Origin of the sequence: Kordia periserrulae, assembly GCF_003054265.1 — a bacterium.
Taxonomy (GTDB): Bacteria; Bacteroidota; Bacteroidia; order Flavobacteriales; family Flavobacteriaceae; genus Kordia; species Kordia periserrulae.
Map to the genome: position 1 here is coordinate 53009 of NZ_QBKT01000013.1, position 12850 is coordinate 65858.

Here is a 12850-nt window from a genome sequence, read left to right on the forward strand (position 1 = left end):
ACATTTTTTTATGTCTGCAATATATATAACTCTTTTCGGCAATAATTACGGGATTCCACAATTAGGTGAATTTTTTCAATTTTTTTTAAACAAAGAAAGCCACTCAATTGAGTGGCTTTTTAGTGTAAAAAGCTTTTGAGAATTTTAGAGCTCAAACTCCATAAGCTGCTTTTCCAGTTCTTCTTTTTTGTTTTCAAGCGTGGTTTGTAATTGTGTTGCGACAAGCGTAATCAAATTACTATTGGTGGTTTTAAACTCCATGCCCGATGCGTCTTTGAGGTAAAAAGAACAGCTATCACTGCTGTTGTAATTAAAGCGTGAAAGGCTCAAAAGCGTTTCCACCAAACGTTCTCTTTTTGCACTGATGCCTTTAAGCTTTTCCAATCGCTGAATGCGTTCCAAAAGATTGACAGGCTGTTTTGCAGAATCGGGATTTTGCTTTTGCGGCGTTTCCTTAGCTGGTTTTACTGCCTCTTGTGCCAGTTTTTTTGTAACGGCTGTTTTGGCTGTTGTCGTTTCTTTTTTCGCGCTTCCATTTTGTTTTACTGTTGCTGTTTCCATGATTTAAAGTTTTAAATTATTAAAATGTTTTCGTGCTTTGGCGGATATTGTGGCAAGTGCCAAAGCAGTGCATAAATGGCCGCAGCAGATGAAAAGGCAAGGCATTTATCGGTTATTTTTTGTGCGCAAAAAATGCTGGTAAATCCCGAAAGGGTTGCCTTGCAAGCGCGCAAAGGCGAACGGCTAAATTTGCAAATGATTTGGGATTTGTGCGCAATGGACAATGCGAGATTGTAAAAAATTAAAACAAATAAGCAGCTACGAAGTATATAAAAAATAAAATTAAAGAGTAGTAAGTTTAAAATTTTTAAAAATATTGGATTAGAGTTATTTTTCTTTACTAAGACTGACATTCTGAGATGTGACTGAAATTCTTTCTTAAATCTTTGTTTTATTTAATTAACTTTGTAAGTTTAAGTTAATTTTTATTTATTTAAGTTTGAAAAGTATTGCTGCAGATTTTTTTGATAAATTAGGTTTTAGTTTTGGTGAAGATTTAAGACCTGAAAAAATCTTTATTGAAAATGCACCTGAACTTAACGGAAAAATAATTCATTCCACTTTTTATTACGATAGTCCTAACCAAACAAATACTTCTTTTTATTTTATAAATAAAGCTTTAAGTAAGAATGAATTAAAAGAAATTAAAAAGTATGTTTGGAATGAAAATAAAGTTGATTTATTATTTTATTTAAAAAATGATGATTCCTCAAAACTAGTATTACAATACGCTAAAGTTTCTCCTAAAACAGCAGATAGTGATTCGATATTAGATGTTTTTAAAATATCAAATGAAGAACAAAGCAAAATTGAAAATATCCAACGTTGGAAATTTGATAGTGGTCTATTTTGGACAAACTACCAAGAATTTTTAACAAGAAGTAAAAACTTCAAAAGCATTGACAAAGAGTTAGTATCTACACTTGAGGCTCTTAAAAATCAATTAAATGATGTTCTGACCTTATTTTTAGAAGATGAAGAAAAAAAAGAAGAATATGTTCAAGCCCTAATTGATAGAACTCTATATATAAAGTATTTAGAAGACAATCATATTATCAACTCCTACTTTTATGAGCATCATTTTAAAGATAGCGAAACTGATTACAAAAAATTGTTATATAATGCAGATAGTTCAGGCTTAAATAAATTGTTTGAGATTATTCACGACATATTTAATAATGAATTATTCGAGAAACCAACGATACCAGAAAAATACTTAAATACTGCTATTTGTAGTTTAATACACGACTCTTTAAATCACAACATTGAGGTTGGACAACTACGGCTTTTTGATTTTAGATTTGACATAATACCTGTTGAATTTATTAGTTATATCTACGAAATATTTTTAACAGATAAACAAAAGGAAAACGGCATTTTCTATACACCAAAAAAATTGGCTCAACTAATAGTTGATGATGTTATTCCAGAAAATGAAATAGGTTCAGTATTAGACCCCTCTTGTGGCTCTGGGATGTTCTTAATCACTGCTTTTCAAAGACTTTTAGAAAACAGCAATGAAGATACATTAACCGATATTGCTACAAGAATTGAGTTTAGAACTAAACTTTTAGAAGATAACATCTTTGGTATAGAGAAACAGATCACAGCACAAAGATTTACGCTTTTCTCATTATCATTACAACTATTTAGAGGGTTAGAAAAAACTCAGATAAGAGACTTTATTGCAAAACAATTAAAGGAAAAAGGGCAGGTAGAGTTATTTAAAAAGCATCGTTTTTTCAAAAACATTCAACACGCCAATTCATTAGAGGTTGAGGCAGATAAAATACCTCACGCAGATAAAACATTTTCATACATAATAGGAAACCCACCATTTACAACTAAAAATGTTAGTCCTGATACTCGTAACTTTGTGAAAGAATACAAATCAAATACTCTTAACGAAGAACTGACCACCGAGAAGATAATTGGTAGTCTTCAAATATCTCAATGCTTTTTTCTTAAAATTAGGGATTGGAGCAACCCTAATACTAAATTCGGGTTTGTATCTAATAGTTCAAACTTCTATAATGAAAACTCAAAAGATTTTCAAAAATTCTTTTATTCTGAATATAAAATAGATAAGATTTATGAACTTTCGAGAGTAAAAAAAATACTGTTTGAAAATGCAGTTGAAAGTGTTGTTTCTCTAATTTTCTCCAACAACGATAATAATGCTGTTAACAACCTAATCAAATACTACCTTGTTGATGAGGGCTTATTTTCTAAAAAACCTTTTGAACTTCTCATTATTCAAGAGGATAAAATAAGAGAAATTTTACAAAGCGATTTACAGACCTGTAAAGCCAACCTTAGAGATTATTTAATAGGAAATGACTTTGATTTAGAATTAGTAAAGAAACTAAACCAAAACCCTACTTTGAATGGTTTTTTAAAGAAAACTAAGAGTTATAGAGGATTTGAAATTTGGGGAGAAGATGCAAGGAAAAAAGAATTTGAACTAACCAAAGAAAATTGGAAAGGATTATCTCCACAGTATAAAAATGAATATCTTCAAAAGTTTATTTCAAAATACTTTAAGAATGAAAGAGATACTCATTTTGACAAGGCTTATATTAAACCCAAGAACCTACAGCCGTTTGTTATCACTCCAGTTGACAAATACATAAGTTCTATAGATAATTTTCATAGACCTCGACCAAAAGAAGTATATACAGGAAATAAGTTATTGCTTAGAAGAATTGGCAGTCATTTAAACTGTGTCTACAGTAATAAAGAAGATTATTTTGATTTTTCAGTATATACTATCAAGTTAGCAAACGAAAAAAATTATCCTCTTTTTTGTGCTTTATTAAACTCTTATATCGTTCAGTTTTTTTTAGATTTTTACTTGAGAAAAAGATTGTTAGACTCTTTCTCCAGAATTGGAGTAGATGACATAAAAGAAATTCCTATACCAAAGGATTTAGAGAGCGATACAGCCATCAAATTATCTAAAATAAGTGATGACCTAACAAATGGTTTAGTTGATTATAGTGAAGTGAAAAATGAGTTAAACGAACTCGTGTTTGACCTCTATGAATTATCTTTTTTAGAACGCCAAAGAATTAAAGATTTCTTTATTGAAAAGAAAACAATTAGTGTATCTAAAAATGAAATAGGCGAGTATATAGAAACCTTAAATACTTCCATTGAAATCTTTTTAAAGAACTCTGTTAGTTTTGAGACAAAACACAACAAAGGCATAGGATTGGTTGCTATAAAAGTTAACTTAAACGGTTCATCTAATACTCCTTCCGCCAAGAAAACAGGCTTATATCTTTTAAATGAAATTTTTGAGCAAAACCCTCAAGAAAACTTTTTAGCATCTCGTGAAAAAATTTGGGGAAAGGATTGTGTTTACATCATTAAGCAAGACTTGAATATTAATTGGAGTAAAACAAAAGCCTATGAAGATGGGCAAGAGGTGTTAAAAAAATTGATGCGTTAATGGAGAAAAGAGAGTATATAAAAATTGCTGAACCAATTTCTCATTTCCCTACAGATATTAATCTTTTAAGGGAATTAAATAATGATTTTTGGAAAGATTGGGTACTTTACTACCTCCTTGATTTTTATAAAAATTACAACGCTCAAGAGCTATTAACTATTATACAGAATGAGCAAACTAAGAAGTTTCCAAGAACAGAAAGAGAGTTAGCCAAATATCTTAGAAAACATCTCAAAAATAATATAAAATTAAACTTGCAAGGATTTAAAGTTATTGGAGAAGCAACTAATGACGAAGATATTGAAGGTAATTATGATATGATAATTCTTCATTCTTATTGGGAGGATGAGTTTTATTTTGAATGTAAAAACCTGTCACTTAATTCCGAAAAAGCTCTCATAAAAAAATACATATACACAAAGATTTACCCTAAAGGTCAACAATCAAAAAAAGATGGCGGAGTGTATCGTTATTTTAATGGTAAGTACGCTCAAAGCCAAAATTTCGGTGGTATGCTTGGCTTTGTTTTAGGTGATGATATACAGGAAATAAAAAATAAGATCATAAATGATTTAAATGAAAAATTTGATACCACACCTGAGGGAGATTTGAAACAAATTCACCTTGACTCAATACAATCGAATAACTTTACTTTTGACAGTGTTCATTACAGAAAAGGGCTCAATTTCACTTTACACCATATTCTATTCGATTTTGTAAAATAAAATGTGATGTAATCTTTAACTTAATGTGAGCTTATAATAAGTTCTCAAATGTGAAAATTGATGGTGAATTGCCTTTGTTGGGGTAGAAATTTTTGTTACACATTATTTGCTCATAAATTCAATAAATCTTCCCAAACATCATCAAAACTTTTCTGAAATTCGAACAATTGTTTTTCCAATTCATTGGCGATGCAAACGTAATCATTACCGTCGGGTAGGAGTTTGATTAGGGCTTGCATCAGTCCGTTAATGTGAATGAGCTGATCTTCCAATTCGTGTAGTCTTTCATTGGCAGATGACATTTGCGTATTCTCCTTTTTCTATCTCCCATACTCTTTTGGCGATTTCGCGTTCTTCGCTGCCTATTACATCCAAATAAATGGCTGTGGTTTCCAACCGGCTATGACCAAGCCATTTTTTTACTGTGGTAATTGGTGCTTTATCCGCCGCCCGCACGGCAAAGCCGTGGCGAAGACCGCGGGCGCAGGCACGAGCGCCCCAAATACCCGCTTCAAGCATGACAGTTTTGACATGGCGTGATGCGCTACGCAAAGAGAATTGCCAAAGATACTGTGACTTTTTACCCTTAAATTGTACGTAACTCTTCAAATCATTGAGCAAGAAATCAGGTAACGGGATCTCGCGATAGATTCCACGCTTGCGTTTTTTGAGCGTTTCTAAAACGACAGTCTTGTTTGAAAAATCGAGATTGCTTTCACTCAAATTATGAATTTCAGCGATGCGGGCGCCTGTATAATACAGCAGCTGACAAAACAGACGAACATGAACAGGACGTTTTTTTGTGCATTCCAAAAAGCGTAAACGCTCGGTTTGATTTAGATACTTTCGCTGACCGTTCCGGTCGTGCAATGAAATTGTAGGTTTATACATGATTATTTGGGTTTTAAAAATTTAACTGTCTGATTATTAGGTATATTCAGTCGAATATTCAAACAAAAAGTGTGTTTTTTCCTGATTTTAACAAAAATATCATCTTAAAGTTGTTCAGATGCCTCTTTTCATGGCTCAAAACATACTGCTGTACGCTCCCAATGGCAGACTATACCTAATTTTCGGACAAGTTCAGCCTTATGGAGAAAAAATCTTTTTAAAAACAGCAATCTAGTGTTGTTTTATACGGCTGAATACATAAATAACCATTAAAATTTAACATTATGGGAGAATGGGAAAAAGTTGGAGAGGTATACCGAAAAAAGAAGAAAAAGAACGATGGATGGGGCGGAATAGTTGTCGCTATCATTATTCTTTTAATCATCGTTAGTCAGTGTAAATCATAAAATATCGGTCATGAAAAAAATCATCATGGTGGCGTTTGTGTTTTTATGCGTGGCAACCAATATTCAGGCACAAGAAAAAGATCCCCTAAACCCGCCTGTTCGTGAAGGCGGGTATGGTGATGCGGTAACTTGTTCGGGGAAGAATAAAGCACTAGTGCTTTTTATTTTAGGCGGAAAAGGAAAAAAGGAAGAACCTGAGAAATATACAGCCAGTGAATATGCAAAGTTATTGCAAGCGGGATTCAAAAACCCCAAATACACCAATTATCCAACTGAAACAGTTGTATATTATCGCGAAACTAACAAATATGGACCAACCGTTGCTCGTATCATAATCAATGGACTACGTTATGAAACAGATAGTGGAGCTTCTGTTTTTTCACCATCAATGATTGGAAATTACATTGACGTCTTTACAAAATATTATCGCGAGAAAAACAATATTCCCTTAAAAGATAAGCAGATCACTACAGATAATAATTAGAGATTCATACCAATTACCTTGTTCGATTTATCGTTTTCATTATCTAAGGCATTATCATGCTGCTGCTTAAATTCGGAAGAATTTTGGACAACAATATTAAATTTGTCTGTAATTTTTTCTGAGTCTTGAAATACATCACTTTCTGAGTTTTCATTCATTTGAGCCTTTAAGAGTGTGTATGTATTTTCCGTTTCAAAATGTGCGTGTTCAAGAATCTTATCAAAATCCATGTCCAATTTTTGAGCGCGGGCTTCCATCGCCTCTAATTGGTTCATTAGTTTTTGATGCTGCGGATTATCGGTATCGAAATGCTCACCAGCAATTAGATACGCTTTATGTGCCAAGTTCTTAATGTCTGATTTTAGAGTTTCAATACTGTCACAATTTTGCCGCTCCAAATTGAGCATAACTGCCATAATCTCTCCGGGCGACATCGCATCCAAGTCATCGCGCTCAATCCCGTAATGCTCAATCAAAAATTCAATGCTGCCATTGGTATCTTTTGCGGCAATCAGCTTTTGCGCATCGATGGATCGTTTTTGCAAGCGTTCCAACTCTGCCAAGCGTTCCGCCAATTGATCAAGAATTTCCTCAAATCTGCGCATTGCTTCTTGATGGGCGAGTAATTGCTGCAACACAAAATCATAATCTTGGCGTTTTTTGATATGTGTTTTCTTTGAATTATGCTCTTGGTGGCTTGTGCCTTCGATCTGACCAATCTCGTCACTCTCACCACGCATGCCATAATCGTGGTTAACCTTTTTCAGATGATTGGAATGTTCACTATGTTTATTGCCCGTCATGGCTCCCACCCATATATAAAATCACTACTATAAGTATGGCAGAAAAGCGTTAATGAATGGTTAGTGTATAGAGATTGATACAGTTATAATGTCATTATTTGCCAATAGATGTTGTCGCTGTTATAATCATATTATAAGATTAAGTTTAAAGGAGATATTATAATGACATCGATGAACGTATCGCTGCCAAACCAAATGAAAAGCTGGGTTGAAGGAAAAATAGTTGAGGGTAAATATCATAATGCGAGTGAATATATTAGAGATTTAATTCGTAGGGATCAGGCAGAAGCAGAAAGAAATCTGGCATTTAAGACTGCTATTGATTTAGGGCGAAACAGCGGTACTAATAACAGATCAAGCAAAGACATATTCGCACAAGCCAAGATAAAAGCTGAAAAAATTAAATGAAAAATTTAAAGTTTTCACGTCAAGCTGTTTTGGACATTGAGGAAATTTATCTTTACGGTTTTATCAATTTTGGGGAAGGGCAAGCAGATTCATATGCTTCTCGGATGCAGAAAAATTTAGAAATCATTTCTTCTAATCCGGATATAGGTAGATTAGATTCAAGAATAAACCCTGCTATCCACCGTTTTGATTTTGCCAGGCACGCTATATTTTATGACGTTACCGATAGTGAAATAATTATTATAAGAATACTCCACATAACAATGGATTTTCTTCAACACCTTAGCCAAAATTGATAGTGTGAAGGCTCAAGATTATTTAAACAGTAAAATAGGGACAAAAATGGATTTGAGGATTCTCAAAGCAGAAATGATTGTTCATATATATACTGCGGTTGGCGTGGGCGTGGCGATTTTGAGTTTTATTAAGTTTTTTTCATAGTTGTCATTAATATTGCAGTGCTGAATTAATTTTATTGAAGCGTCTGCTATTTTCCATATGATATATTATCACATTTTATCTAATTGCACCCTGTCCAAAATGTAACCTGCAATATATTTTGGCGAGATTATCTTTGTGAAATTTTTAATCGTCAAATATCATAGCAGCTAAGAAAACGGGAGTTGCCAATATTGAAAGTGCGGGAATGGCTATTGCTAGACCAATTCCGACTACAGCCTCAGCCACTTTTTTTTCGTTTGATTGAGCGTAAACCTTAGTCACTCTGCCCGCTGCTTCTCCTATTGTGGAATCGCCTGTGATCGCGCCTACTGTAGCACTTACAATGTGCGGGGCACAATTACTGGCTATCTTTCTAGTTTTTTCATCTTCACAAATAGCTTCTGATGATTCATTAATAGATTTTAGTACTGCTGAATAGCTCATAATTTTTAATTTTATTATAAGTTACTAATTTATAGTTATAAACTCTAACTTATTTAATATAAAATGGTTGTATTTAACTCTTTTTAACAATAATATATTGTAATTTACTATAAATAGTGTCAAATAATTAAATGTAATGAGTAGAAATATTCCTTAATTTTTCCAATGAAAAACAATAATTATTTTAATCAAAGCTTTGGAGCATCAGAAGATAACTGGTATTTCAGATTATGTGTTACGGGTTCTGCCTTGTCTGTTCGTAAGGCTTGATTCATTTGATTAAACTGCCAACGTAGATTTGACCTATCTTTTTCTGTAAAATCTTCACCATCTTTTTCATGTGCTTCTTCAATTGATTTTTCAAAATTCTTATGATTTAGTACAAATATATTAAGTCTAGTCAGTCCTTCTATCATTTCCTTTTCATAGGGGTTTGAAATATCGAGCCCCCATTTTTCCATTTTTAGAGCCATATTTTTCACGCTAGCCTTAAAAGTCTCAGGATCTTGATGTTTCGCCAGTTTATAATAAGTATTGTAGTAGTTGGATTTGGCAGCCAAAATACCCAAAAATTCAGCTCTAGATATTCTTCCGTCTGCTACAATATCCTGTGCATGCTTATCTGAAAAATAGATCATCATATCTTTTTTATATTGTTCAGGATTTATAAGCTTATAGCCATTTTCGGGAATTACTTCACATACCATGTGCTCAATACTTTTATATTGAGAATGAATATACTCAATCATTTTTTCTCTTAATATCAGAGAATCACTCGATTCTGCCATAATATACTCCCTAAGTTACAATTTCATTAGGTATAGGATGGCACAGTTTCTTTAAAAAATAGTTAATATAATTAATGCACCATTTTGCTTGTTTTTCCTAGACTTTCAATGATTCCAGCATACATCTCTTTGAGAAAATCTCTGTGTCTTTCTGCGGCTTTTATCGGATCTCCATGCCCTATGAGTTGAACCAAATTATAATCCCCTATTGTATAGATTAAATTCTCAATAGGCTCTTCCCTGAAGCTATTAAGTGTATCTACATATGTTTTGGCGATTTCAAACTGCTCTTTGGTCAAAGTTGCAGAATGGTCTACTAAGTCTTTCTTTTTTTTCATTTTTTCTCCTAAATTTTCTAACTTGTGATGTACGAAAATTATACCGTAAAAGTGCTTTTAAAACAAGAATTATGGATAAGGATATGCTTGAATACCTAAAGTCAGAAATGGATAAGGACATGCAAAAAAAGCGAGCGGCTTTAGAGCAGGAGCTAAGAAACAATCGAGAAAATATCAAGCCTGTTGGCTCAGCGAAAATGCAAGCAAAAGCTTTAGAAGAACATGAAAAACAAAAACGCATAGAGCTTGAGGCAAAAATGAAGGAATACCAAAAGAGGCTTGAATCCCAAAGGTTTAAAGATGTAGGGGGAAGTTATGATGCGGCTCGTAGGCAGCTTGAACAAAATCAGAATACTAATGAGGTTAATACAAAGCAAATGGAATTAGATAGACAAAATAGAGAAGCCGTTGAGCGAGCAGAACAAGCTCAAAATTTAAAGCACGAAAGAGACCAGAAAAAAAGAAAAGAGGAAAATGAGAAAAAGAAATCTCAAGAACTAAAAAATCAAGAGCAGACCAAAGAGTTCGCCCAAAAAGCAGAGCGAGATAGACTTCGTGCGCAATTTAATAGGGAGAATGATCGCTATAAAGACAGAGGAAGATAATCTAAGATTTGTAATCAGGATCCTTATCGTACATCCCCTGAAAACGTGAGGCAAAAACTTTAGTGTAAACTTTAGCAATTACTTCATTGAGATTATCTTTATAATATGGTACTTTTTCCAATAAAAGAGGTGGTTTTCCAGCCCTTAAAATATATTGCCGGTTACTTTCGGCCGATATGTCTAACGCGACTTCACTCTCTGTTCTTAATCTAGCGGCATCATTACCTTTTGAGCCTCTAGCATATGATTTTAATCTTCTGTCTCCTAGTTTTTCACTTATAAATTTAGTAGTCTCTCCATGAGAAACAGCAAAAACCTGTACCGCCCGGCTGTTATTAATAAAGGTATTGGTGTTTCCTTTGTAAATATCTTTTAATGTTCCTAAATCTTGAATAAATGGCCACATTACTAAATTATAACTAGCCAGTAATCCAAAAGCTTTTTCGACCTCTTTCATTCTTCCAAGTGAGGTAAACTCATCCATTATCATAAGGATTGGGGTTTTAGATTTACCACCAATAGATATCTGTGCTAATACGAGATTAATGAAAAGGCGTATAAATCTGTTATGCGTTTCTAATAATTCTGGCGGTAAGATGAGATAAATAGTGGTTGGATTTTCTTTTAATTCTTTAAAATCAAATGTAGATTCATTTAAAGCTTTTTGAATAACGGGACTTGAAAGCCATTCGGTATGTTTGTCTGCATTTGAGAGGATACTTGACATTTCACTTGTAGAGATTCCCCTTAGTACTCTTGCAGCAGTATCGATCGGTAGGCGCCCTGCCCCTTCATTCATCATCATATCAATCCAAAGCTCCTTTTGATCGTCAGGTGCTAGTGATAATAATTCCCGAATGGTTGATAATTTAGGGTCTTTAAATTTATCAGAGCTGATAATGTGACCGATGAGCCCTGCAATAATAGTTCTTGCCCCATCATCCCAATGTTTTTCTTTTGGTTCTGGATCGGGTACGACCAGAGCCTCGGCAATGAGATTAATCTTTTCACGTATATCTGGCGCATTGGGATCAAGAAATGCTAATGGATTAAAGGCATCTGTTTTATCTTTGTTGACAATATTAAAAGGATCAACTAAATAGACATCCTGTCCCATTTCCTCTCGTCTTCGAGCTGTAACGGCAGCATTTGTTCCTTTTGGATCGATAACCAAAGCAGAGCCCTCCCAAAGTAGTAGATTAGGTATGATAGCTGTTGTGCCCTTCCCTCCTCTGGTTCCAGCAATAGTTAGCATATGTCTAGGGTCTTCTGAACCAATAATTAAAAAGGGATTGTATAATGACTTGCCTAAAAAAAGGCTGTATTTCTGATTTTTATAAAGTGAGCTCCATTCTTCGATAAGTCCTGCAAATCTTGCAGATCCTCCAAGTCCAAAGCGGCTTTGATCAACGACACGAATTATTTTCTCAAAGTTTCTAGAAAATTCATCTTTGGTTGAAAAATACGATAAAAGATAAATAGCCAAAGCAATAATCAAAGCTAGATATTTTGTCCTGTTAGCTGCTGCAAAAAGTAAAGGAAAGGGGTTGCTTTTAACTTCTTCCCATACTTTTGATTCAACTTCTTCTAATGCTTTTTTTACATTTTCATTATTTTCAACTTCATATGTTCCATAATAATCAAACAAGACTTTAGTATCAAAGTTTTCTATAAACTCGTTATAAAGTTCAACTTGTTCATCATAGATTTTTTTTTGATTTTTATAATATTCTGCTGTATGTGCATTATATAAATTTAAGTTATCATCAAAATAGACTTTAACGAGAGTTTCGTCATCTGCATCATATTCTAGATAATTTATATCTCTACCAGCAAAACTTAAGTTTTCTCCTCTAGATGAAGGAAGCCAATGTTTCACAGGTATGTTAATGACTTGATTATATCTTACGTTCCTAGCTTGATATGACAACCATTCATTAGTTTCTTTGGCGATTTCATATACTTTGTTAGCTACTTTTTGCTTATCGCGAATTGCGAGTTCTTCAGCATACTTGTATTTGATATTGAAAATAGTTTCATCTTTTTTTTCACTATATGATTTTGGTATTGAATAAATAAAACCAAATAATGTAGGGATTAAGAAAATTATAAATAGTAAAAAGAGCTCACCAAAAACCCCTTGTATCCTTCTAAAAGGTTTGGTTACAGAATATCTTCTCGCTGCCGGTGCAGCAAAGCTAAAGAATGGTCTTGCATATCGTATGACAAGATCAGTAACAAACATCCATACGACAAAGCGTAGTAGGTGGAATAAATTTCTATCTGATTTTACTTCTAGGTTTAAAGTTCCATCTACCATATTCTCAGTAGGTATAGGTAATATGGTTTCAAAAAAGCCTCTGAAATAATAAACTAAAATTCCGATAAGGACGTAGCGCAGGATAGTTTTAAACATTATTATAGGTTTTAGACTATCAAATATAGTTGTTTATTCTTTCAAAAAAAAGACAACTATAAATTGCATTGTTTGAAAAATAATC

Annotated in this window: 16 protein-coding genes; 8 read left to right on the forward strand and 8 right to left on the reverse strand. The window is 33.4% G+C overall.

From position 1 onward, the window contains the following. Positions 1–144: 144 nt before the first annotated feature. The gene (locus tag C8N46_RS19260; protein WP_108116746.1) at positions 145–561 is read right to left on the reverse strand and encodes a hypothetical protein; all 417 of its coding nucleotides are present in this window, start codon (positions 559–561) and stop codon (positions 145–147) included. 75 nt (positions 562–636) lie between these two features. Here C8N46_RS19260 and C8N46_RS20705 point away from each other — a divergent pair, with 75 nt between their 5' ends. The 3 genes from C8N46_RS20705 to C8N46_RS19270 all read left to right on the forward strand — a co-directional run bounded on the left by C8N46_RS20705 (position 637) and on the right by C8N46_RS19270 (position 4740). Then, positions 637–798 carry a hypothetical protein gene (locus C8N46_RS20705; protein WP_158269212.1) on the forward strand — a complete coding sequence of 54 codons (162 nt, stop codon included), beginning with the start codon at positions 637–639 and terminating at the stop codon, positions 796–798. Positions 799–1000: 202 nt separating this feature from the next. Beyond that, positions 1001–4015: an N-6 DNA methylase gene (locus tag C8N46_RS19265; protein WP_108116747.1), complete on the forward strand. Its 3015-nt coding sequence runs from the start codon at positions 1001–1003 to the stop codon at positions 4013–4015. Then, positions 4015–4740, forward strand: a complete 726-nt coding sequence (locus C8N46_RS19270) for a hypothetical protein (RefSeq protein ID WP_108116748.1) — start codon at positions 4015–4017, stop codon at positions 4738–4740. Before C8N46_RS19265 ends, C8N46_RS19270 begins: the two co-directional genes overlap by 1 nt. Before the next feature lie 110 nt (positions 4741–4850). Here the strand turns inward: C8N46_RS19270 and C8N46_RS19275 are convergent, their stop codons facing one another. Both C8N46_RS19275 and C8N46_RS19280 read right to left on the reverse strand, forming a co-directional pair. Then, the gene (locus C8N46_RS19275; RefSeq protein ID WP_108116749.1) at positions 4851–5042 is read right to left on the reverse strand and encodes a hypothetical protein; all 192 of its coding nucleotides are present in this window, start codon (positions 5040–5042) and stop codon (positions 4851–4853) included. Further along, positions 5026–5631, reverse strand: coding sequence for a tyrosine-type recombinase/integrase (locus C8N46_RS19280; RefSeq protein ID WP_108116750.1), 606 nt, complete (start codon positions 5629–5631; stop codon positions 5026–5028). Before C8N46_RS19280 ends, C8N46_RS19275 begins: the two co-directional genes overlap by 17 nt. Positions 5632–5915: 284 nt before the next feature. On the opposite strand from C8N46_RS19280, the gene C8N46_RS21000 reads away from it, so the two are divergent. Both C8N46_RS21000 and C8N46_RS19285 read left to right on the forward strand, forming a co-directional pair. After that, on the forward strand, positions 5916–6038 hold the full coding sequence (locus C8N46_RS21000; RefSeq protein WP_262498093.1) for a hypothetical protein: 123 nt from the start codon (positions 5916–5918) through the stop codon (positions 6036–6038). 10 nt (positions 6039–6048) lie between these two features. Further along, positions 6049–6522 (forward strand): hypothetical protein, encoded by a 474-nt coding sequence (locus C8N46_RS19285; RefSeq protein ID WP_108116751.1) that lies wholly within the window; start codon positions 6049–6051, stop codon positions 6520–6522. Here the strand turns inward: C8N46_RS19285 and C8N46_RS19290 are convergent. Further along, entirely contained in the window at positions 6519–7325 is an 807-nt protein-coding gene (locus C8N46_RS19290; RefSeq protein WP_108116752.1) for a hypothetical protein, read from the reverse strand. The two genes, C8N46_RS19285 and C8N46_RS19290, sit on opposite strands and share 4 nt — an antisense overlap. Positions 7326–7496: 171 nt before the next feature. Here C8N46_RS19290 and C8N46_RS19295 point away from each other — a divergent pair, with 171 nt between their 5' ends. Continuing rightward, the gene (locus C8N46_RS19295; protein WP_211314517.1) at positions 7497–7733 is read left to right on the forward strand and encodes a type II toxin-antitoxin system ParD family antitoxin; all 237 of its coding nucleotides are present in this window, start codon (positions 7497–7499) and stop codon (positions 7731–7733) included. Continuing rightward, positions 7730–8029, forward strand: coding sequence for a type II toxin-antitoxin system RelE/ParE family toxin (locus tag C8N46_RS19300; RefSeq protein ID WP_108116754.1), 300 nt, complete (start codon positions 7730–7732; stop codon positions 8027–8029). The genes C8N46_RS19295 and C8N46_RS19300 overlap by 4 nt, the downstream gene beginning before the upstream one ends. A gap of 289 nt (positions 8030–8318) precedes the next feature. On the opposite strand, the gene C8N46_RS19305 is transcribed toward C8N46_RS19300, so the two are convergent. The 3 genes from C8N46_RS19305 to C8N46_RS19315 all read right to left on the reverse strand — a co-directional run bounded on the left by C8N46_RS19305 (position 8319) and on the right by C8N46_RS19315 (position 9744). Then, on the reverse strand, positions 8319–8618 hold the full coding sequence (locus tag C8N46_RS19305; protein ID WP_108116755.1) for a hypothetical protein: 300 nt from the start codon (positions 8616–8618) through the stop codon (positions 8319–8321). A gap of 188 nt (positions 8619–8806) precedes the next feature. Then, positions 8807–9406, reverse strand: a complete 600-nt coding sequence (locus C8N46_RS19310) for a hypothetical protein (RefSeq protein ID WP_108116756.1) — start codon at positions 9404–9406, stop codon at positions 8807–8809. 71 nt (positions 9407–9477) lie between these two features. Next, complete coding sequence (locus tag C8N46_RS19315; protein WP_108116757.1) at positions 9478–9744, reverse strand: hypothetical protein; 267 nt, start codon at positions 9742–9744, stop codon at positions 9478–9480. A gap of 71 nt (positions 9745–9815) precedes the next feature. Between C8N46_RS19315 and C8N46_RS19320 the strand changes: the two genes are divergently transcribed. Further along, on the forward strand, positions 9816–10349 hold the full coding sequence (locus C8N46_RS19320) for a hypothetical protein (protein WP_108116758.1): 534 nt from the start codon (positions 9816–9818) through the stop codon (positions 10347–10349). Position 10350: 1 nt separating this feature from the next. On the opposite strand, the gene C8N46_RS19325 is transcribed toward C8N46_RS19320, so the two are convergent. Next, the gene (locus C8N46_RS19325; protein ID WP_108116759.1) at positions 10351–12765 is read right to left on the reverse strand and encodes a type IV secretory system conjugative DNA transfer family protein; all 2415 of its coding nucleotides are present in this window, start codon (positions 12763–12765) and stop codon (positions 10351–10353) included. Between the last annotated feature and the right edge of the window lie 85 nt (positions 12766–12850).